General features: G+C 56.7%; 22 protein-coding genes. 7 read left to right on the top strand and 15 right to left on the bottom strand.

The genetic code is table 11. From position 1 onward, the window contains the following. The 5 genes from N879_RS18690 to rplU form a co-directional block, all read right to left on the bottom strand. On the bottom strand, positions 1-1,254 hold the full coding sequence (locus tag N879_RS18690; protein WP_009460560.1) for a D-amino acid dehydrogenase: 1,254 nt from the start codon (positions 1,252-1,254) through the stop codon (positions 1-3). 129 nt (positions 1,255-1,383) lie between these two features. Further along, complete coding sequence (gene proB, locus N879_RS18685; RefSeq protein ID WP_009460562.1) at positions 1,384-2,541, bottom strand: glutamate 5-kinase; 1,158 nt, start codon at positions 2,539-2,541, stop codon at positions 1,384-1,386. A gap of 133 nt (positions 2,542-2,674) precedes the next feature. Continuing rightward, positions 2,675-3,763 carry a GTPase ObgE gene (gene obgE, locus N879_RS18680; protein ID WP_009460564.1) on the bottom strand — a complete coding sequence of 363 codons (1,089 nt, stop codon included), beginning with the start codon at positions 3,761-3,763 and terminating at the stop codon, positions 2,675-2,677. A gap of 286 nt (positions 3,764-4,049) precedes the next feature. Next, a complete protein-coding gene (gene rpmA / locus N879_RS18675; protein WP_009460566.1) occupies positions 4,050-4,310 on the bottom strand; it encodes a 50S ribosomal protein L27 in 261 nt (86 codons plus the stop codon). A 50-nt stretch (positions 4,311-4,360) separates the two neighbouring features. Next, a complete protein-coding gene (gene rplU, locus N879_RS18670) occupies positions 4,361-4,672 on the bottom strand; it encodes a 50S ribosomal protein L21 (protein ID WP_003801901.1) in 312 nt (103 codons plus the stop codon). 395 nt (positions 4,673-5,067) lie between these two features. Here rplU and N879_RS18665 point away from each other — a divergent pair, with 395 nt between their 5' ends. Together N879_RS18665 and N879_RS20230 are read left to right on the top strand one after the other, a co-directional pair. Beyond that, positions 5,068-5,271, top strand: coding sequence for a CsbD family protein (locus N879_RS18665; protein WP_009460568.1), 204 nt, complete (start codon positions 5,068-5,070; stop codon positions 5,269-5,271). 105 nt (positions 5,272-5,376) lie between these two features. Then, a complete protein-coding gene (locus tag N879_RS20230; RefSeq protein WP_009460570.1) occupies positions 5,377-5,538 on the top strand; it encodes a DUF1328 domain-containing protein in 162 nt (53 codons plus the stop codon). Between the two features lie 75 nt (positions 5,539-5,613). Here N879_RS20230 and argJ read toward each other — a convergent pair whose 3' ends face one another. Next, positions 5,614-6,840: a bifunctional glutamate N-acetyltransferase/amino-acid acetyltransferase ArgJ gene (gene argJ, locus N879_RS18660; protein ID WP_009460572.1), complete on the bottom strand. Its 1,227-nt coding sequence runs from the start codon at positions 6,838-6,840 to the stop codon at positions 5,614-5,616. A 94-nt stretch (positions 6,841-6,934) separates the two neighbouring features. Next, complete coding sequence (locus N879_RS18655; RefSeq protein WP_009460574.1) at positions 6,935-7,465, bottom strand: MarR family winged helix-turn-helix transcriptional regulator; 531 nt, start codon at positions 7,463-7,465, stop codon at positions 6,935-6,937. Positions 7,466-8,198: 733 nt separating this feature from the next. On the opposite strand from N879_RS18655, the gene N879_RS18650 reads away from it, so the two are divergent. Continuing rightward, positions 8,199-9,848 (top strand): AMP-binding protein, encoded by a 1,650-nt coding sequence (locus tag N879_RS18650; protein WP_009460576.1) that lies wholly within the window; start codon positions 8,199-8,201, stop codon positions 9,846-9,848. A 55-nt stretch (positions 9,849-9,903) separates the two neighbouring features. Here the strand turns inward: N879_RS18650 and hemL are convergent, their stop codons facing one another. Genes hemL through N879_RS18635 form a run of 3 tightly spaced genes read right to left on the bottom strand, consistent with a single transcriptional unit; the run spans position 9,904 to position 12,720 of the window. Next, the gene (hemL, locus tag N879_RS18645) at positions 9,904-11,187 is read right to left on the bottom strand and encodes a glutamate-1-semialdehyde 2,1-aminomutase (RefSeq protein WP_022983602.1); all 1,284 of its coding nucleotides are present in this window, start codon (positions 11,185-11,187) and stop codon (positions 9,904-9,906) included. 44 nt (positions 11,188-11,231) lie between these two features. Continuing rightward, positions 11,232-11,918 carry a thiamine phosphate synthase gene (thiE, locus tag N879_RS18640; RefSeq protein ID WP_022983601.1) on the bottom strand — a complete coding sequence of 229 codons (687 nt, stop codon included), beginning with the start codon at positions 11,916-11,918 and terminating at the stop codon, positions 11,232-11,234. Beyond that, positions 11,911-12,720 carry a bifunctional hydroxymethylpyrimidine kinase/phosphomethylpyrimidine kinase gene (locus tag N879_RS18635; RefSeq protein WP_031233047.1) on the bottom strand — a complete coding sequence of 270 codons (810 nt, stop codon included), beginning with the start codon at positions 12,718-12,720 and terminating at the stop codon, positions 11,911-11,913. The genes thiE and N879_RS18635 overlap by 8 nt, the downstream gene beginning before the upstream one ends. A gap of 140 nt (positions 12,721-12,860) precedes the next feature. Between N879_RS18635 and N879_RS18630 the strand changes: the two genes are divergently transcribed. The 4 genes from N879_RS18630 to N879_RS18615 all read left to right on the top strand — a co-directional run bounded on the left by N879_RS18630 (position 12,861) and on the right by N879_RS18615 (position 14,871). Beyond that, positions 12,861-13,025: a rubredoxin gene (locus N879_RS18630; protein ID WP_009460582.1), complete on the top strand. Its 165-nt coding sequence runs from the start codon at positions 12,861-12,863 to the stop codon at positions 13,023-13,025. A 112-nt stretch (positions 13,026-13,137) separates the two neighbouring features. After that, on the top strand, positions 13,138-13,659 hold the full coding sequence (locus N879_RS18625; protein WP_009460584.1) for a YqgE/AlgH family protein: 522 nt from the start codon (positions 13,138-13,140) through the stop codon (positions 13,657-13,659). A 16-nt stretch (positions 13,660-13,675) separates the two neighbouring features. Next, positions 13,676-14,083: a Holliday junction resolvase RuvX gene (gene ruvX, locus N879_RS18620; RefSeq protein WP_009460586.1), complete on the top strand. Its 408-nt coding sequence runs from the start codon at positions 13,676-13,678 to the stop codon at positions 14,081-14,083. A 23-nt stretch (positions 14,084-14,106) separates the two neighbouring features. Beyond that, entirely contained in the window at positions 14,107-14,871 is a 765-nt protein-coding gene (locus N879_RS18615; protein ID WP_009460588.1) for a lysophospholipid acyltransferase family protein, read from the top strand. Between the two features lie 5 nt (positions 14,872-14,876). Here N879_RS18615 and N879_RS18610 read toward each other — a convergent pair whose 3' ends face one another. From N879_RS18610 to N879_RS18590, 5 genes are all read right to left on the bottom strand, one after another. Further along, a complete protein-coding gene (locus tag N879_RS18610) occupies positions 14,877-15,713 on the bottom strand; it encodes a symmetrical bis(5'-nucleosyl)-tetraphosphatase (RefSeq protein ID WP_022983600.1) in 837 nt (278 codons plus the stop codon). 3 nt (positions 15,714-15,716) lie between these two features. Continuing rightward, positions 15,717-16,877 carry an LPS export ABC transporter permease LptG gene (lptG, locus tag N879_RS18605; RefSeq protein ID WP_022983599.1) on the bottom strand — a complete coding sequence of 387 codons (1,161 nt, stop codon included), beginning with the start codon at positions 16,875-16,877 and terminating at the stop codon, positions 15,717-15,719. Between the two features lie 53 nt (positions 16,878-16,930). After that, positions 16,931-17,650 (bottom strand): monofunctional biosynthetic peptidoglycan transglycosylase, encoded by a 720-nt coding sequence (gene mtgA, locus N879_RS18600; protein ID WP_009460596.1) that lies wholly within the window; start codon positions 17,648-17,650, stop codon positions 16,931-16,933. Position 17,651: 1 nt separating this feature from the next. Further along, the gene (aroE, locus tag N879_RS18595) at positions 17,652-18,503 is read right to left on the bottom strand and encodes a shikimate dehydrogenase (protein WP_009460598.1); all 852 of its coding nucleotides are present in this window, start codon (positions 18,501-18,503) and stop codon (positions 17,652-17,654) included. A gap of 106 nt (positions 18,504-18,609) precedes the next feature. After that, entirely contained in the window at positions 18,610-19,479 is an 870-nt protein-coding gene (locus N879_RS18590; RefSeq protein ID WP_009460600.1) for an energy transducer TonB, read from the bottom strand. Positions 19,480-19,484 lie beyond the last annotated feature (5 nt).

Raw genomic sequence — 19,484 nt, 5'->3', positions numbered from 1 at the left:
TTAGTAGTAGCGCTGCACCGACAAGTCGTCTGCACGGATGGCAGGCTCCTTGTTGCTGATCAGATCAGCCAGCAATTGTGCACTGCCGGTAGCCAAGGTCCATCCCAGCGTACCGTGGCCGGTGTTCAGGAACAGATTGGAGTAGCGGCTACGCCCCACAATTGGGGTGCTGTCCGGCGTCTTGGGACGCAGGCCGGTCCAGAAATGCAGATCTGCATCGCTTTGGTAGCTGCCGGGGAACAGATCATTCAGGACCATCAGCAAGGTCTGTTCACGGCGGGGATTCAGGCGCTTGTTAAAGCCGACGACCTCGGCCATGCCGCCCACGCGAATGCGATTATCAAAGCGGGTCAGGGCGATCTTGTAGCTTTCATCCAGCAAAGTGGACTGAGGCGCACGCGAGGCATCCGCAATTGTGGCGGTAATGGAGTAGCCCTTCAACGGGTAGACCGGGATGGCCTGCAGGTCTTTCATCAAACCCGTAGACCAGGAGCCCAAGGCCACCACGTAGGCATCGGCAGTCAGCAGGCCATCGGAGCTTTGGACGCCGCTGATCTGCGTGCCGTTGCTGTGAATGCGCTGAATGTTCTGGTTCCAGCGGAATTCCACGCCTTCCTTCTCGGCCAATTCGCTAAGGCGGCGGGTGAACATCTGGCAGTCGCCGGTTTCATCTTCCGGGAAGCGCAGGCCACCGCTTAGTTTGTGCTCTACGTGGCGCAGAGCCGGCTCAATCGTGTGCAATTCGGAGGCGGACAGCAGCTCGTAGGGCACGCCAGCTTCTTTCAGGACCTCGATGTCGGCAGCAATGCCGTCCAGCTGCTTTTGCGTACGGAAAAGCTGCAAGGTGCCTTGGGCACGGTGCTCGAATTGAATGTCGGTCTGGGCGCGCAACTCGGCCATGCAGTGGCGGCTGTATTCAGCCAGACGCACCATGCGTTCTTTATTGATGGCGTAGCGGTCTGCTGTGCAGTTGCGCCACATGGCCAGTAGCCACTTGATTTGTGTCAGCGTGCCATCCGGGCGAATCGTCAGGGCCGGATGCTCGTCGAACATCCACTTGATGGCTTTGCGCGGGATACCCGGCGCAGCCCAAGGGCAGGCATAGCCAAAGGACAACTGACCGGCATTGGCAAAACTGGTTTCCAGAGCGGGCCCAGCCATGCGGTCGATGACCGTTACGCTGTGTCCTTGGCGGGCAAGATAATAAGCGCTGGTTACGCCTTCTACGCCAGCACCTAGCACGAGGATCTTCATACGGTTCCTTGGGCGCATCGCCCGAAAGGGAAAGTGTTGCAATCAGGCGCGCAAAAACCGCGCGCACTGTCGCAATTCGATACGTTTTATCCGTCTATTTCAACAGGCGGGCAGGGTAGGGGTCAAGGATTAGTCCTGATCCGGTGCACTGCGTGGGAACACCATATTGTTACGGTGTATCAGCTCTGTATCGTGTTCGCTGCCCAGCAATTCATTGATCAGGTGGCTGGGTTGGCCCATGATGCGGCGGGTGTCGTCCGAGGAGTAGTTGATCAGACCACGGGCGTATTCCACGCCGTGCTTGTCCACGCAGGCAACGACATCGCCACGGTCAAATTCGCCCTCTACATGGGTGACACCGACGGGCAGCAGGCTCTTGTGACCGTCTATCAGCGCACGTACAGCGCCTTCGTCCAGCGATACGCGACCACGCACACGCAACTGGTCGACCAGCCAGCGTTGGCGGGCCGAGCGTACGGGCAAGGTGGCACGCAGCTCGGTGCCGATGCGCTCACCTTGCGCCAGGCGGGACAGGACTTGCTGTTCCCGGCCAGAGGCAATAATGGTGTGGCCACCGCTTTGCGCAGCGCGTTTGGCGGCCAGGATTTTGGTGATCATGCCGCCGGTGCCGATATTGCTGCCCGAGCCGCCTGCCATGGCTTCCAGCGTCGGATCGCCCGCCTGTCCCAGCGAGATGAACTGCGCATCAGGATTGCTGCGCGGGTCGGCACTGTAAAGGCCAGCCTGGTCGGTCAGGATAATCAGGGTTTCGGCTTCGATCAGATTGGTGACCAGTGCGCCCAATGTATCGTTGTCGCCCACGCGGATTTCATCCGTGACCACCGTGTCGTTCTCGTTCACGATGGGGACTACACCCAGGTCCAGCAAGGTGTTGATGGTGCCTCGTGCATTCAGGTAGCGATGGCGGTCGGCCAGATCTTCATGGGTCAGCAGAATCTGAGCGGTGCGCACACCATGGCGGGCAAAAGCCACTTCATAGGCTTGAATCAAGCCCATCTGGCCGACGGCCGCCGCCGCTTGCAACTCATTCATGGCCTTCGGTCGGCGCGGCCAGCCCAGGCGGGCCATGCCTTCGGCAATGGCACCGCTGGAAACCAGCACCAATTGCTTGCCTTGGGCATGCAGTTGAGCAATCTGGGTAGCCCATTGCTCTACGGCATCCAGGTCAATCCCTTTGCCCTCGTTGGTGACCAGGGAGGAACCTACTTTAATAACCAATCGGCGCGATTGCGCAACGGCCGATTCAGAATGAGAAGAGTGCTGCATGACGAGTTCAGAAATCCATCGCTTGGCGTGTAAATAGAGAAAATGCCAGGAGTAGGGCGGTTGGCTTAACCGCGTCTTCCGGGCATTTTGGGGTTCAGTCCTGGAGTCTAGATCCTGGACCTGTGTAGCACGATCAGTCTGGGGCAAACCTCTCGTCGTAAATATGGGTGCCGTCGGCAATATCTTGCTCGATATGCTCTTTGCGGCTTTCTTCATCCAGCCAGGATTGCAGCTGATAGACCAGATCCTGTGTACCGACACCGGTCAGGGCGGAGATACCAAAGACCGGGCCTTCCCAGTTCAGCTCTTTGAGCAGGCGGGCTTTCAGGTCTTCCGGGTCCGAGACCATGTCCAGCTTGTTCAGAACCAGCCAGCGTGGCTTGGCGTACAGCTCTTCGCTGTACAGACGCAGTTCTTCAACAATGGCACGGGCCTCTGCAGCCACTTTGGCTACAACATCCTCGTCCGGGTCCAGGCTGGATACGTCCAGCAGATGCAGCAAGATACGGGTGCGGGTCAGGTGGCGCAGGAACAAGTGTCCCAGGCCGGCACCTTCGGAAGCGCCCTCGATCAGGCCAGGAATATCGGCCACTACAAAGCTGTGGGCTTCGGACGAACGCACCACACCCAGGTTGGGGTGCAAGGTGGTGAAGGGGTAATCCGCAATGCGCGGCTTGGCGTTGGAAATGCGGGTGATCAGCGTGGATTTACCGGCGTTGGGCATACCCAGCAGACCGACATCAGCCAGCACCTTCAGTTCCAGACGCAGCTTGCGATGCTCGCCTTCCTTGCCGTAGGTAAATTGACGCGGGGCACGGTTCACACTGGATTTGAAGTGCAGGTTACCCAAACCACCGGCGCCGCCTTGGGCCAGGGTTATTTTTTCGCCATGACGCTTCATGTCAAACAGCTGCTCGCCGGTTTCTGCGTCAAAAATCATGGTGCCAACGGGCACACGCAGGGTGATGTCCTCGCCACCCGCGCCATATTGGTCGGACCCACGGCCGTTTTCGCCGTTGCGAGCGCGGTGCAGGCGGGCGTAGCGGTAGTCGATCAAGGTGTTGACGTTACGGTCGGCCTCGGCATAAATGCTGCCACCGCGTCCACCGTCGCCGCCATTGGGGCCACCTTTTTCAATAAATTTTTCTCGGCGGAAACTGGCAGCGCCGTTTCCACCTTTGCCTGCGACCACTTCAATGGTCGCTTCGTCTACGAATTTCATGGTGATGAGTGCTGTATAGGTCCAGGGGCCGCAGAACCGTATGGGCTGCTGGTCTGGGAGCAGACCATTTTAAACAAAAACCCCAATTGCTTAGTGTATAGGAGATTGGCTTATCTGCCGGTATGTGCCGTGATAGTGGCCGATTTTTAATCTCTTGCTGTGGCCGTAGGGAGACTGGCTAAGCCGGGTGGGCGGGTTTGGGCGATGGCAGGTTGGCCATGCATAAAAAAAGCCCTGCCTAGGGCGGCAGGGCTTTTTCGCAGCGAGTACGCTTTGATCGGGTGGCTTATTCGCCAGCAACGACCGAAACGGTACGCTTGTTCAGAGCACCAGTGATGGAAAATTTAACTTTGCCATCGACCAGGGAGAACAGTGTGTGGTCTTTACCAATGCCCACGTTCACGCCGGGGTGAAACTGAGTGCCGCGCTGACGAACAATGATGCCGCCAGCCGAAATTACCTGACCGCCGTAGACTTTAACGCCCAGACGTTTGGCCTGTGAGTCACGGCCGTTCCGCGTAGAGCCGCCGCCTTTCTTCTGTGCCATTTCTTTAGCTCCTAGATGAAGAAAATACCAAATTCGCTTTTAGCAACAACTTAGGCGTTGATCGCTTCGATGCGGATTTCGGTGTAGTTTTGACGATGGCCTTGCGTTTTGCGGTAGTGCTTGCGACGGCGCATTTTGAAAATCTTGATTTTGTCGTGACGGCCTTGCGCAAGAACAGTAGCCTTGACCACAGCGCCAGCAACGAAAGGAGCACCGATTTGCAGTGCTTCACCTTCGCCGACGGACAGAACCTGGTCAAGCGAAATTTCTTGCCCAATGTCTGCCGGTATCTGTTCTATTTTGAGTTTTTGGCCAGCAGTAATGCGATATTGCTTACCGCCGGTTTTTATAACCGCGTACATAGGGAATCCCTTAAAGAGTCAAACAGGCATCGCGTAAAAGGCCAATAACAGCCCGCTGTAATGCCATCTAACATAAAAAAATCTTGACACGCAAAATGCCAAGCAAAAAATAATAGGATAAAAAGGCTTTGCTGTCAATGGCTTGGACCTTCTCCTGTCTGTATTTTGCATCCAATCCTTTCGTTTTTCACTGGGTAGGCAGGGTAGGCCCCTTGTCTTGGGGGCGTAAAGGACGTGTGAGGGGACCTGCCCCGTCCAGAACAGGGCATATCGCTAATTTGTTACATTTCTCCTCAATCTGTGGCCTTTGAGTGGCTCGCCTTCCGCTACGGTAGAGCTGTTGCGTTCACAGAAGCGTAAGTCATTTATTTTTCGGACCTACTAAGGGGAAGCGTATGAATAAGGACACGATCGAAGGCAAATGGAAACAACTGGCTGGTAAAGCCCGCAGCGTCTGGGGCGAAATTACGGATGATGAGTGGGCCAAGGTGAAAGGGGATGCCACGCAATTGGCCGGTCTGGTGCAAGAGCGCTATGGCCGTACCCGCGAAGAGGCGGAGCGCGAGGTTAAAGACTTCTACGACAAGTACGACCGTTAGCGGGTGGGAACCTTTTTTTGTCTGTAGGTATTTCATGAGCTGTCGTTGAGATGGTCCGTCAGACAAGGTGCTGTCCCTGTACGTACTGATGATGAGGAGAATCGTATGCTTTACTACGCCGTAATCTTTTTTATTGTAGCTATCGTGGCTGCTGTGCTGGGTTTTGGTGGCATTGCCGCTGGTGCTGCTTCGATTGCCAAGATCCTGTTTGTCGTGTTCCTGATTCTGGCGGTGCTCTCGCTGGTCAAGGGCATGGGCAAGAAATAGAACAAGCCCGCCAGTGGCGGGCTTGTCCGTAAGGAAAAACCGTCTCCACCGATTGGGTGGAGGCGGTTTTTTTTATCAGGAGCGGTAGTCCGCGTTGATAGTGACGTACTCGTGCGAGAAGTCGCAGGTGTAAACCGTTTCGCTGTGTTGGCCACGGCCCAGAGAAACACGTACCAGAATTTCGGCTTCCTGCATGACGCGCTGGCCATCTTCTTCCTGGTAGTCGGGGTTGCGGCCACCGTCCACGGCTACCAGCACATCACCTAGCCACAGACGCAATTTGCTCACGTCCAGATCGCTAATGCCGGCGTAGCCAATGGCGCACAGAATACGGCCCAGGTTCGGGTCGGAGGCAAAGAAGGCTGTTTTCACCAGAGGTGAGTGAGCGATGGCGTAAGCCACTTTCAGAGCTTCTTCGCTGGAGCCGGCGTCATCAACCTGAATGGTCATGAACTTGGTGGCGCCTTCGGCGTCACGCACGATTTTCTGGGCCAGTTCGCGCGAGGCGTCGACCAGGGCATCCAGCAAGGTGTTGTAGTTCGGGTCTGCAATCGACTCTACCGTGACACCGCTTTGGCCGGTTGCCATGATGATGAAGGAGTCGTTGGTGGAGGTGTCGCCATCAACCGTAATGCGGTTGAAAGAGCGGTCTGCCGCCTGACGACACATATCGCGCAGCAGTTCGGGAGCAATACCGGCGTCCGTAGCCAGGTAACCCAGCATGGTGGCCATATTGGGGCGAATCATGCCCGCGCCTTTGCTGATGCCGGTCAGTGTGATGGTTTTACCCGACAACTGGATCTGGCGAGACACGATTTTGGGTTGCGTATCGGTGGTCATGATGCTGTGAGCAGCATTGAACCAGTTGTTGTCGGCCAGATCGTTCACCGCCGCAGGCAGAGCGCCCAGCAGGCGATCCATGGGCAGAGGCTCCAGAATGACGCCGGTGGAAAAGGGCAGCACTTGCTGAGGCAGGATGTTCAGCAGGCGCGCGGTTTCCGTGCAGGTTTGCTGTGCTTTTTCCAAACCAGCCTGACCTGTGCCAGCGTTGGCATTGCCGGTATTGATGACCAGGGCGCGGATGCCATCGTGCGTAGCCAAGTGCGCTTCGCACACTTGTACTGGAGCAGCACGGAAACGGTTGGTGGTGAATACACCGGCCACGCTGGTACCGGGGGCCAATTCAAACACGGTCAGGTCGCGTCGGTTGGCCTTGCGAATACCGGCTTCGGCAATACCGATTTTGACACCGGCAACAGGGTGAATATCAGATTCAGAGGGGATGAACAGATTGACGGCCATGACGCGATCCGAAAAACAATGTTAAAGGCGGCTCAAAGCAGTAATGATACTTGCTTTGAGCCGCCTGAGCATATCTTTGGTCGCGCCGGAGCGCTTAGCTTTCGCGAGCAGCCATGGCCACGTTGTTGCGAGTGATCAGCTTGAGTTCGCCCAGGGCTTCAAACAGGTTGACGCGTGCTTTTTCCGACAGGTTGGCAAACATCTCTTGTAGCCACTGTTCGTGGGAGGCAGCCATTTTCTTGAATTGGCGCTTGCCCTTGGGTGTCAGGCGGATCAGGGAGCTGCGACGATCGGTGAGCACCTTGATGCGTTCGACCAAACCTTCTTTTTCCAGCTGATCGGTAATGCCCGTGATATTGCCGTTGGTGACCATCAGGTGACGGGACAGCTCGCTCATTTTCATGCCAGCGGGCTGACGCTGCAATTGAGCCATCAGGTCAAAACGGGGCAGTGTGGTCGTGTGCTCGGTACGCAGGCGACTGCGAATTTCGCCTTCAACCAGATTGGTGCAGGCCATCAAGCGCAGCCACAGGCGGGTGTCGAAGTGGTCGTCGCTATGGGCACGGCTTTCCAAGTCGGGAGCGGCATCGGCGACGGCGGAAGCGGGGATATCGTTCATGATCATAGATAGCTTGCCTTAATGGTGCATGTCCAAAATGTTTAGCTTTGAAGGACGCAGACCGCAGCCATGAGCAAGCTGGGTTAGCTTGGTGGGTATCTTAGGGGCTGGTTCGAAGTTTGACATTGCGACAGATCAAAGTAAATTCGTTTTTAAGCTTAAATTAATCAACTTGATAGAAAGCACCGGCAAAGCAGGCAAAGCATTGGGTAAGGAAATGCAAACTCTTGTCTGCTATTTACTTTTAGGGCCACGGCTTTGAATAATCTTCGGACGGCACTCTAACTTTGATCCGACACGATAAGCTGGCTAAATTCAAGTGATTATTTATTTGAAGTATAAGGCATTTGCCTCTGTATCGCCTGTTCGCTTAATCACTTTTCTGCTTTTTCTGATACTTTTTTTTGTTTCAAAAATAATGCCTGCCGTAATTTTTCTTAATTGAAAAAAATGCATGCAGAAGATCGATTTATTTCTTATATCCTGAAATTCATTATTGAATTTTGCGTTGCGCGGGCAAGGGCCTCAGAGGAGCCGGGATCAGTCTAGGATACCCCTTGAAACAGCGGAGGATGATGCGCTACTGCGGATAACCCGTAGTCGGGATTGCTGATACTGGAGCATTTTTTTTGCTAATATCCTTTAGAACTAAACAATATAGACCTTGCCAATTTGGCTGGCGCCTTTGATGGACCAAGGTCTACGCCTGAGTGGGGCGTAATCTACGCAGGAGATAAGGATGGAACGTTCAGCGCACCTTGATACCTTTGCACGCGACAATCTGCCACCCATGGAGTGGTGGCCAGAGATGTTGCTGGAAGGCAATCCGGATGTGGACTATCCCGCTCGTCTCAATTGTGCCGTGGCGCTGTTGGGAGAGCAGGTAGCAGCGGGGCATGGTGATCGCGTGGCTTTGCAGTGGGCACAGGGCGATGAGAATCGCAGTCTGACCTACAAGCAGCTGGACGTGCTGACCAACCGTATTGCTCATGTTCTGGTTGAGGACATGAAGCTGGTGCCCGGCAACCGGGTTTTGCTGCGTGGTCCCAATAACCCCATGATGGCCGCCTGCTGGTTGGCCAGCATCAAGGCCGGTCTGGTTACGGTTCCCACCATGCCTTTGTTGCGGGCGGTGGAACTGAAGACGATTCTGGACAAGGCCGAGATTCATGCTGCCTTGTGTGACGAGCGCCTGCGTGAAGAGCTGGAACACTGCATGGACTCCACGCATGATTCCTACACGCCTGCTCTGAAGCAACTGCTGTGCTTTAACGATGAAAGCGCCAAGGGTCTGGAAGCCTTGTTGGCTGACAAGCCCGAAGAGTTCACCGCTTGCGATACGGCGGCTGACGATGTTTGTCTGATCGCTTTCACCAGCGGCACGACCGGCCAGCCCAAAGGTTGCATGCACTTCCATCGTGATGTGCTGGCAATGTGCGATACCTTCTCGCGTCACGTACTGCGTTTGACCCCGGATGATGTGGTCTGCGGTACGCCTCCTTTGGCCTTTACCTTCGGCCTGGGCGGTCTGCTGTGCTTCCCGCTGCGTGTGGGTGCATCTACTGTCCTGCTGGAGCGTCTGACGCCTTCCGATCTGCTGGGCATGATTGATCGCTTCAAAGTGACCATGAGCTTTACCGCACCCACCTTCTATCGTCAGATGGCTGGTTTGGTGGATCGTTACTCCTTGGCCAGCTTGCGTGCCACCGTGTCGGCAGGCGAAGCCTTGCCAGATGCAACGCGTCAGCTTTGGAAGCAGGCCAGCGGCATCGAGATGACGGACGGCATTGGCGGTACGGAAATGATTCACGTGTACGTGTCCAGCCCACCTGAAAAAGTGCGTGCTGGTGCCATTGGCCAAGTGGTGCCCGGTTATGTCGCCACGATTCTGGACGATGATCTGAATCCGGTGCCAGTCGGCACGGTAGGCCGTTTGGCCGTAAAGGGGCCAACAGGCTGCAAGTACCTGAACGACGAGCGTCAGAAGCAGTTTGTTCAGGGCGGTTGGAACTTCCCTGGCGACACCTTCAAGATGGACGAGGACGGCTACCTGTATTACCAGGCTCGTAACGACGACATGATTGTTTCCTCGGGCTATAACATTGCCGGTCCTGAGGTGGAAGGCACCTTGCTCAAGCACGAGGCTGTGGCCGAGTGTGGCGTTGTAGGTGCCGCCGATGAAGAACGGGGCCAGATTGTGCAGGCCTTCATTGTGCTCAAGCCTGGCTTTACCGGAAACGATGAGCTGAAAAAGAAGCTGCAGGATTTTGTGAAAGAGAACGCAGCGCCGTACAAGTATCCACGCGCCATTGAGTTCGTGACTTCGCTGCCTCGTACCGAGACAGGGAAGTTGCAGCGCTTTGTCTTGCGGCAGATGGCGCAAGACTGATTGTTCAGAGCATAAAAAAAGCGGGCATATAGCCCGCTTTTTTTGTCCGGCGCTTTTAGTTTTTGAAGGTGGCAAAAACTTCGCGTGCCGCTTGCACAGTGGCGTCGGTAATGTCCGGGGTGTGCTGCACCGAAACAAAACCTGCTTCAAAGGCCGAGGGTGCGAAGTACACACCCTTGTCCAGCATGGCGTGGAAGAACTGCTTGAAGCGCTCGATGTCGCCAGCCGACACTTGGGCCAGGGAGGTGGGCACGGTTTCGCTGAAGTAGATACCGAACAAGCCGCCTTGGTGGTCTGCCGTAAAAGGTACGTCTGCTTCTTTTGCAGCGGCCTTCAAGCCCTGGATCAGCTTGGCGGTGTTGGCTGTCAGGGTGTCGTAGAAACCGGGTTGAGCCAGTTTCTTCAAGGTTGCCAGACCCGCGGCCACAGCAACAGGGTTACCGGACAGGGTGCCTGCCTGGTAAACACCACCGACGGGAGCGACGCATTGCATGATGTCGCGACGGCCACCGAAAGCACCGACGGGCATGCCGCCACCAATCACCTTGGCCAGGGTGGTCAGGTCAGGACGAATGCCGGTCAGGCCTTGCACGCCTTGAGGGCCAACACGGAAGCCGGTCATGACTTCGTCAAAAATCAGTACGGCACCGTATTCGGTGCACAGTTCGCGCAAGCCTTCCAGGAAGCCGGGGGCTGGGCGCACCAGGTTCATGTTGCCGGCAAAAGGCTCAACGATAATGCAGGCGATTTCGCTGCCTTTCTGTTTGAAAGCATCGCGCACGGCGTCCAGATCGTTGTAGTCCAGCACCAGGGTGTGGCCGACAAATTCGGCTGGCACGCCTGCAGAGGTGGGGTTGCCAAAGGTCAGCAAGCCGGAACCGGCTTTGACCAGCAGACTGTCAGCGTGGCCGTGGTAACAGCCTTCAAACTTGATGATGGTGTTGCGGCCGGTAAAGCCACGGGCCAGACGAATGGCGCTCATGGTGGCTTCGGTGCCGGAGCTGACCAGACGCACTTGCTCGATGGACGGCAGCATTTTGGTCAGAGTTTCAGCCAGCACGACTTCGCCTTCGGTAGGCGCGCCGTAGGACAGGCCGTGTACGGCGGCTTCCTGTACGGCCTTGATAACGTCCGGATCGGAGTGGCCCAGAATGGCCGGTCCCCAGGAACCCACGTAGTCCGTGTATTGCTGGCCGTCTGCATCCCAGATGTAAGGGCCCTGAGCGCGTTCGATAAAGCACGGGGTGCCGCCCACGGAACCGAAGGCACGGACGGGCGAGTTGACGCCGCCGGGGATGACTTTGCAGGCACGTTCAAAAAGTTCGGAGTTACGGGACATGAGGCAAGAATCCAGATGTGAAAAGGTCAAGGCCAGGCAAGGGGTCAGCGCATAAAGCGCGATGAGTCCTGGGCGTGAAAGTAGTCAGTAAAGCGTTGCGCCGTGGCACGTATATCGCTGGTTTCAAACAGGCTGCTGATAACGGCAACGCTATCGACCCCTGCTTCCAGCAGTTCGGGCATTTTCTCGGGTGTGATGCCGCCAATCGCAACAATGGCAGCACGCCGTCCCTCGTGTTCTTGTTCTTGGCAAAGCAGTCGAGCTTGTCGCAAGGTGTTCAGCTCAGCCGGGGGGGCTTCGGGTTTGACGCTGGAAGGGTACATGGCCCCAAAGGCAATGTAGTCTGCATCGTCTGCCAGGGCCTGGCGAGCCAGATCCAGACTGTTGTAGCAGGAGCGTCCCAGCAGGGCTTGCGGCCCCAGTGCCTGACGGGCCTGGGTCAACTCGCCATCGCTTTTACCCAGGTGCGCGCCTTGCACGTCAAACTCTTGCGCCCAGCTCCAGTGATCGTTCACCAATAGCGGCAGATCCAAAGACAGGCACAGCTTGATCAACTCTTTGAGTTGTTGCTGGCGGATTGGTTCCGGGCCGTTCTTGCGACGGAACTGCAAGACCTGCAACCCCCCTTCGTGAGCGGCACGTACTGCGTTCAACAAGCGGGCGGTGTCGTCCCATTCGGGAGTAATGCCGTATAGACCGGCAGGAAAGCGCAGGGTGGTGGCGTCAGTCATTTTGGGGAGCAACAGGGTTGAACAGGCGGTGGCCCATACCGGGCTGGAAGGTGTCACTGGCACGTGCCTGCAGGTGCAACAAGGCTGATTCTACCGCGTTATCCAGCTCGTGGCCTTGAGCCAGAAAGCTCAGGCAGGCGGTAGCCAGCAAACTGTCTATGTCCTGCTGACGCAGGCCGCCATCCAGCGGCATGCTGTAGTCCAGACGACCGTGATGTCCCTGAAAGCGCGTGTGCCATTGTCCGGCAGCACCGGGGACGCCGGTGACCAGTACGGCATTGGCTCCGTTGTTCAACAAGGTTTCCACGGCATCGGGGGTGTCGCCCAGCAGCTCGTCGGCCTGCCAGCGCTCCAGGCTGGGGTGGTCGATCAATAATAAGGAGCTCAGGGGCAGGAGCAGGCGTAAACTGGCATCAAGAGCATCGTCCGCATCCAGCTCGTCCAGGCCGGTGGGCATGGCGCTCAGGTGCAGGACCAAGGGCAGTTCAGGGTAGTCGGAGCAAAGCTCGGCCACCATGCTGGCGATTTCAGGACTGTAGACAGGACCGCACTTGATGGCCTGAATGTTCATGTCCTCCAGCAAGCAGCGCGCCTGGTCGTCGGCAATGTCCTCTGCCAGGGTCTGAATGTTTTCTTGCTGCGCGCTATCGCGCACCAGCAAGGCGGTGGGCACGCTGACGATATGGCAGCCCAGATGAGCGCCAGTGATGGCATCGGCGGGCAGGTGGGCACCGCCGCTGGGATCATAAGGAGCCAGCACGAGCGCCAGAGCAGGACTTGAATTTTTGATTTCAGCAGCCATCTTGTCTTGGTTACCCATGCAGGGCCGGCAAGGCTCTGGATGTCACGGGTTGAGTAATTTAGTAATATGAACCCCATTTTAATGGATTGCCCCGATTTGCACGCGGATCGGACTATGTTTACAAATACAGTAGGAATACTATGCGTACGTGGATGTGCCTGATTTGCGGCTGGATTTATGATGAAGAAGCAGGTTTGCCTGAGGAAGGCATTGCGCCGGGCACACTCTGGGAAGACGTCCCTCCGAACTGGGTCTGTCCCGAATGCGGAGCTCGTAAGGAAGACTTCGAAATGATCCAAGTGTGATCATCTCAAGTTCCAAGGTGGTTTGTTTTGACGGGAGGTGTGTATGAGTGCCACTAGCCAGTCCCCGCTAATCCAAGAAAGCGCTGATCTAACGCACCACCTGTTACTTGCCATGCCCGGTGTGGTTTCGGGCAGCTTGGCCGACACGGTGATTTATGTCTGTGAACATAATGAGCAAGGTGCCTTGGGCCTTGTTATCAATCGACCAACGGATCTGAGCCTGGTTGAGCTGCTGTCTCGTATCGAGGTGGATGTGGAAAACCGGGCTGATCTGGCCGCGACGTCTGTCTACTTCGGTGGACCGGTGCAAACGGATCGCGGCTTTGTTCTCCATGATTCCGATAAAACCTATACCTCCAGTCTGGGGGTAGGTGATCTGACTCTGACTACTTCGCGGGACGTGCTGCAGGACGTGGCCCAAGGCCAGGGGCCAGTGCATATGCTGGTCACGCTGGGTTATGCCGGTTGGGCTGCGGGCCAGCTGGAAAGCGAGATGGCCGACAATGCCTGGCTGAGCATCAAGGCTACCCATGAAATCCTGTTTTCTACCCCGGTTGGGGAGCGCTATGATCGCGCCCTGGCTTTGCTGGGAATCAGTCCTTTTACCCTGACAGGTGCTGCGGGCCATGCCTGAACACGAAACACCGTCAATGGTCAGCTCGGCGCAAACCTTGCTGGCCTTTGACTATGGCCTGAAAAAAATTGGCGTGGCGCTGGGCAACACCTTGACGCGCCAGGCCCGCCCTTATACGATTTTGCGGCCCGTTACACGGGAACAGCGCTTTGCGGCTATCGAGGCTTTGCTCAAGGAATGGCAGCCCGATCGCGTCGTGGTAGGTTTGCCTTTGACCCTGGATGGTGGCGAGCAGTATGCTTCGCTGCGGTGTCGGCGTTTTGCCAACCAACTGCACGGTCGCTATGGCGTTGCAGTAGACCTGGTCGATGAGCGGGGCTCCAGCATGGAGGCTCAAGAATTGCTGGGCAATAATGACGATGATGATGCCATGGCAGCTTGCGTGATCCTGCAGCGATATCTGGACAGCCTGCCACCGGCCTGAGCTCTCTACAAGGTTGCAGCCTTTTGATTAGTTTATTTCGTTTTAGTTGGCGCGCTGTCGCTCTGATTGTGTGGATCGTGGTCGGCTTGTTAAGCGTCGGTCTGCTTTTTCCGGTATTGCGTCCAGGCGGGCGCCGCGTCATGGTGTTGCGCATGTCGCGCCTCTTGATGCTGATCTGCGGCGTGCGTGTACTGCAGCACGGCCAGGCCGTTCAGGATCGCTCCGTGCTCTATGTGTCCAACCATATCTCCTGGTTGGACATTTTTGTACTCAACAGCGTGCGTAGTACCTCTTTCATTGCAAAAAGCGATATTCGCCGTTGGCCAGTGATTGGCTGGCTGGTGGCGGGTGCAGGGACGGTTTTCATTGAGCGCGGACAGCGTCGCGCCATTCAGATTGTCAGCCAGCAAATGGCTGTGTGCTTTGAGCGTGGTGATGCCGTAGGTCTGTTCCCTGAAGGCACCACTTCAACCGGACTGGATGTACAGCCTTTCCACGCCAGTTTGTTTGAGACGGCTATCAGCCTGAATGTGGATATTCAGCCGGTGGCTCTGGTATTTGAGCAGAAAGGTCAGCGCAGTGAGCGCTTTGCCTTTGTGGGCGAGCAGTCTCTGGTTGGCAATATCTGGGTTCTGCTCAGTGCGCGTAATGTCTCTGTGCACTGCCATTTTCTGGACCTGATGCCGGCTCAATCCTGTACGGAATGGGGACGTTCGCAAACGGCACAAACAGCTCGTGAACAGATCCGTGCGGTCGTGTGCCCCGAGGCCGTCACTGTCGAGGCCTGATGGCTTTAGCCCGGTTTTTTGCTTTCCGGGCAGTGAATCTGAACCAGATGCCGGTCTTGCAGGCGTACAGCACTAAGCTGGCGACCCCAGACGCAGCCGGTATCCAGACTGATCACGGTAGGCGTGTTCAGCAAGCCCAGCGTAGACCAATGTCCAAAAATAATAGGGACCTGGGCACAGGCGCGATTCGGCATTTCATACCACGCTAGCAAGCCGGACTCGGCATCCGGCGCACCCTTGTGCTTGAAGTCCATGCGACCATTCACATCGCACATGCGCATGCGGGTCAAGGTGCTGACAATGGCGCGCAGGCGATCGTAGCCTTGTAGCCCAGCATCCCAACGATCCGGGTTGTTGCCGAACAACTCAATAATCTTGTCTTGCCAGTCATCCGCACGTAAGAGTGCTTCCAGCTCGTGGGCGTATTCCAGCGTTTGCTCCGGGCTCCAGTCGGGGTGCACTCCGGCATGTACCATCAGATGGTCATGCTCATAATGAGCCAGCGGTTGGTGTCGCAGCCAGTCCAGCAACTCTTGTGCGTCCGGCGCGGCCAGCAGTTCCTGCAAGGTATCCTGCTTGCCGGGCTTGCGCACCCCGGCAGCGACTGCCAGACAGTGAATGTCGTGGTTGCCCAGTACACAGACGGCGCGATCGCCCAGAGAACGAATCAGGCGCAACGCTCCCAGAGAGTCCGGGCCACGGTTGACCAGATCGCCTGCAAACCAGAATTTGGCCTGGCTGTCGGCTGCAACATCAGGATGGCTGAGCAAGCTGTCCAGGGGGCGGCAGCAGCCTTGAATATCACCAATCGCCCAGATGGCAGGGGAAGTAGCTAAGGACATGATTTAGTTGGTTGTGCTGGAGTTGCGACGACGCCGGTTGTGCCGGTTTTCCATCATGATAAGAGCACTCAAGGCCATGGCCATGGCGATCAGGTTCGGAACCAGAGCGGTGACCCACGGCGCCAGATTGCTGAGCATGGCCACGTTCAAGGCCAACTGATTGATCATGAAAAAGCCCACGCCCAGCAAGATACCGGTAAAGACCTTGGTGCCCACACCGCCGTGGCGGGTCTGCATGAAGCCGATAGGCGCAGCAATGGTAATCATGACCAGCAAGGTAAAGGGGTAAGCGACTTTGCGCCACAGGGCCACAACCTGACGTTTGGTCTGCAGCTTGTTCGCGTCCAGATAGCCGATGTAGTCCTTCAGGTCCAGAATGGACATGCGCTCGGGTGTCACGACGCGTGCAATCAGTCGATCCGGCGTTAGCGTGGTGGTCAGCGTCAAGGTGGGGCGTTTTTCAATTTTGACCAGCGCTTGATCAGGTGCCTTATCCTGTGACAGAGCCGTGTGGGCCTGCTCATTGACTTGGGTCTCGGTAACGTCCTGCAAGTCCAGCTGGTTCTTGTGGAACTGTCCGCTGGGCGCTTGAGTCATTGCACTCAGGCGCTGCCCATCCGCGAAGTCGAACACGCTGACATCGCTTACTTTGCCATCGCCCTGCAGGTTGGCAATATTGATGATGCGCACCCCGCCACTGTCATTGCTCTCCTTGAACCAGTAGCCACTGTCCAGACGGCCGCCACCGGAACGTCCCAGCAAGGCCATGCCTTGCTCACTGGATTTGATCTCGGCCATGGGGGTGACATACTCGGACAAAACAAAGGCCCCCCCTACCAGGGGCAGGGTAATGGTCCAGAGCATCAGCATCATGTGCAGGCCGCTAACGCCTGACGCACGCAAAATTACCAGCTCATTGCGCTGAGCCAGACTGGCCAGGGCCAGGGTGGCACCAATCAACAGGCCAATGGGCAGCAGGTCGTACAGACGGGTGGGCAGCTCCAGGGCCTGGATGTAAAACAGATTCATCAGGGTGAACTTGGAGCCGACCTTGTCCAGCTCTTCAATCAGGGCGAAAAAGGTAAACAGGCCAAGCAGGGCAATCAGCACCACGGCGCTGGAGCGATAGATTTCGGAAGCGAGATAGCGGCGTGCGGTGCGCATGAAAATAGGGCCCAGGAAAGACGTGGCTAGCTTAACAAAAATGCGGATTGCAGTCAGGGAATAGCGACTTGTCGCATACGTTGACTGATAGTGCGCGTGCGCGATTGCAAATAGGGGCTGTTACGGTTTTTGTCATAGTAGGCCGGGTTGGGTAACATGCCTGCCAGACGGGCGGCCTGCATGGCACTGAGCCTGGCCGCATCCACCTTGAAGTAGTGGCGTGCCGCCGCCTGGGCGCCAAAAACGCCTTCTCCCCATTGAGCTACGTTCAGGTATAGCTCCAGAATGCGTTCCTTGCTCATGACGGTTTCAATCATATAGGTCAGAATCAATTCCTGACCTTTACGCAGATAACTGCGTGATTCTGATAGAAACAGATTCTTGGCCAATTGCTGGGAAATGGTAGAACCACCACGACGGCGGGTAGAGCCCTTTTCCGACTGGCGGCGGTTGTATTCCCAGGCTTTGCGAATGGCATCCCATTCGACCCCCGAATGGTTCAGGAAGTTCGAATCTTCGGAGGCAATCACCGCGCGTTTCAAATTGGCGCTGATCTTGTCGTACGGCACCCATTGATAGCGCAGTTCGGCATCCGCATTGGCGCTGCGCAACTGGCCCTGTTCGGCCGCCATGAAGGTGGTCATGCGGGGCGGCACCACGCTGTACCAGAGCACCATCAGAAACAGGGCGATCTGATAAAGCAGAACACCAGCGGCCACGGCCAGAACGGCCAGGCCAGCCAGTTTCCAGGGATGGGCCAGAAGGCGACGCACGTCAGATTTGTCCGATGTCCTGGCGCAGCTGGGCCAGTACGGGTTCGACATCGGCCTCTACGCCGTGCCAGATCTGAAAGCTGGCGGCCGCTTGGCCTACCAGCATGCCAAGGCCATCTTTGCTATGTGTGGCACCGGCTTGCTCGGCGGCACGCATGAAAGCAGTGGGTTCGCTGGCATAAAACATATCGTAGGCCAGAGAGTTGCTGCGATAACGGGCATCTGGCAGTTCGGGCAGATTCTGGTTCAGGCTGGCCGAGGTGGCATTGATCACAATGTCCCAGTCGCCACAATGGTCGTCCAGACCGCCCGCGCTCAGGCGGCGGGAGGCATCCGGGTCCAGAGCAACGACCTGCTCACGAATGTCGTAGGCTTTGGCGCTGGTGCGGTTGATGATGTGCAGCATTTCGCAACCGGCTTCCAATAAGGGGAACACCACTCCACGCGAGGCACCACCTGCACCGATCAGCAAGATACGCTTGCCTTCCGGGTTGTGGCCGACACGCAGCAGGTCCGAGCACAGGCCCACGCCATCGGTATTGCAGCCGTGCAACTGTCCATCTTCCAGCCATAGCGTATTGACGGCTCCGGCCATGCGAGCGCGACGGCTCAAGCGTGGGCCCACCAGATCATAAGCCTGCTCTTTGAAGGGCAAGGTGACATTCAGGCCGCTGCCGTCCCTGAAAAACTCCTCCACGGTGGCGTTAAAGCCATCCAGTGGTGCCAGAATGCGCTCGTAGCTCAGGGCCAGATTGAACTGGCTGGCAAACTGCGTATGGATTTGTGGAGAGCGGCTGTGCTCGATAGGGTGACCAATAACGCCGTAGCGCTTGGCGGGAGTCGTGTCGGGCATGGTTGAGCGATGCTTGTCTTGTTGTGAGGTGTCAGCCCCAAGGCTGAAAGCGCATATTTTACCCTAGGGTCTGCTTTTGTCAGAGCTTGCTGTGGACAATACGATCTTATTGCACATCCGTGCCGTGCATACTGAGCCTGTCATGCGTAAAACTCCAGCTGCGGGTAATGACGAGTACATCCGCGCCAGGAGCCACTTGTTCGGGCAGGGGGGCGAAGGGGGCGGCCAGTTCCACAATGCGGCGGGCCGCCAGATTCAAGGCGGCCTGATCTGAAGGCTCAGTAATCTGGGCACGCAGCAGGCTGCCATCGCGCCGGATATAGACTGTCATTTGCAGCTGACCGTACAGTTGCTCGCCATTTTGCTTCGGATAGTGGCGGGTGCCGGTCTGCTCAATTTTTTGACGCCACTGATCCAGGTACTGGGCTTGTTCGCTGGCTTTGGCGCTGGGGCCTACATAGTGGTAGCGGGGTTGGCGTTGTTGTTCACGAATCTGCTCACGCAAAATCGCCAGTTGGCTATTTTGCACTTGTGGGTCCAGATCATGGTCGTCCGGGCCGGGCTCAATGGACGCGCCAATATATTCAAAGCTGGGTGTCGACAAAGGTGCCTTGTCCTGACTTTCCAGCTCGCCCAGCAGGCGCTGCTGTTCAGCTTCCAGGCTTTGCTGGCGTGCACGCAAGGCTTCCAGCACTAACTGATTCGGCAGATTGGGATCGGTCAGCGGCAAAGGATTGCTGGCTTGCCCTTGCTGATGCTCTCCGCCGCCATCCAGATTCAACTGCGCTAACAGTTGGGGACTTAACGGTGCCGAGTCGGTACTGAAATTGACCAGTGCTACATCCAGACTGTTGGCTGGTGCGGGCGAGGGCGCGCGAGCCGGCCAGAAGATCAGCAAAAGATGAATCAGTGCCGAAAGGGCGACCGCCAGCCACAAATAGTCTTTGGGCGCGTGGCGGCGGTCGAGCTTGGTCATGATCG

The organism is Alcaligenes sp. EGD-AK7, assembly GCF_000465875.3.
Lineage (GTDB): Bacteria > Pseudomonadota > Gammaproteobacteria > Burkholderiales > Burkholderiaceae_B > Alcaligenes > Alcaligenes phenolicus.
The sequence above is the reverse complement of the archived record's forward strand: the minus strand, read 5'-3'. Positions and strand labels throughout refer to the sequence as shown.

Excerpts from the sequence above, each read along its gene's own strand:
- N879_RS18690 (WP_009460560.1), bottom strand. The coding sequence starts at position 1,254 with ATGAAGATCCTCGTGCTAGGTGCTGGCGTAGAAGGCGTAACCAGCGCT.
- proB (WP_009460562.1), bottom strand. The coding sequence starts at position 2,541 with ATGCAGCACTCTTCTCATTCTGAATCGGCCGTTGCGCAATCGCGCCGA.
- obgE (WP_009460564.1), bottom strand. The coding sequence starts at position 3,763 with ATGAAATTCGTAGACGAAGCGACCATTGAAGTGGTCGCAGGCAAAGGT.
- rpmA (WP_009460566.1), bottom strand. The coding sequence starts at position 4,310 with ATGGCACAGAAGAAAGGCGGCGGCTCTACGCGGAACGGCCGTGACTCA.
- rplU (WP_003801901.1), bottom strand. The coding sequence starts at position 4,672 with ATGTACGCGGTTATAAAAACCGGCGGTAAGCAATATCGCATTACTGCT.
- N879_RS18665 (WP_009460568.1), top strand. The coding sequence starts at position 5,068 with ATGAATAAGGACACGATCGAAGGCAAATGGAAACAACTGGCTGGTAAA.
- N879_RS20230 (WP_009460570.1), top strand. The coding sequence starts at position 5,377 with ATGCTTTACTACGCCGTAATCTTTTTTATTGTAGCTATCGTGGCTGCT.
- argJ (WP_009460572.1), bottom strand. The coding sequence starts at position 6,840 with ATGGCCGTCAATCTGTTCATCCCCTCTGAATCTGATATTCACCCTGTT.
- N879_RS18655 (WP_009460574.1), bottom strand. The coding sequence starts at position 7,465 with ATGATCATGAACGATATCCCCGCTTCCGCCGTCGCCGATGCCGCTCCC.
- N879_RS18650 (WP_009460576.1), top strand. The coding sequence starts at position 8,199 with ATGGAACGTTCAGCGCACCTTGATACCTTTGCACGCGACAATCTGCCA.
- hemL (WP_022983602.1), bottom strand. The coding sequence starts at position 11,187 with ATGTCCCGTAACTCCGAACTTTTTGAACGTGCCTGCAAAGTCATCCCC.
- thiE (WP_022983601.1), bottom strand. The coding sequence starts at position 11,918 with ATGACTGACGCCACCACCCTGCGCTTTCCTGCCGGTCTATACGGCATT.
- N879_RS18635 (WP_031233047.1), bottom strand. The coding sequence starts at position 12,720 with ATGGCTGCTGAAATCAAAAATTCAAGTCCTGCTCTGGCGCTCGTGCTG.
- N879_RS18630 (WP_009460582.1), top strand. The coding sequence starts at position 12,861 with ATGCGTACGTGGATGTGCCTGATTTGCGGCTGGATTTATGATGAAGAA.
- N879_RS18625 (WP_009460584.1), top strand. The coding sequence starts at position 13,138 with ATGCCCGGTGTGGTTTCGGGCAGCTTGGCCGACACGGTGATTTATGTC.
- ruvX (WP_009460586.1), top strand. The coding sequence starts at position 13,676 with ATGGTCAGCTCGGCGCAAACCTTGCTGGCCTTTGACTATGGCCTGAAA.
- N879_RS18610 (WP_022983600.1), bottom strand. The coding sequence starts at position 15,713 with ATGTCCTTAGCTACTTCCCCTGCCATCTGGGCGATTGGTGATATTCAA.
- lptG (WP_022983599.1), bottom strand. The coding sequence starts at position 16,877 with ATGCGCACCGCACGCCGCTATCTCGCTTCCGAAATCTATCGCTCCAGC.
- aroE (WP_009460598.1), bottom strand. The coding sequence starts at position 18,503 with ATGCCCGACACGACTCCCGCCAAGCGCTACGGCGTTATTGGTCACCCT.
- N879_RS18590 (WP_009460600.1), bottom strand. The coding sequence starts at position 19,479 with ATGACCAAGCTCGACCGCCGCCACGCGCCCAAAGACTATTTGTGGCTG.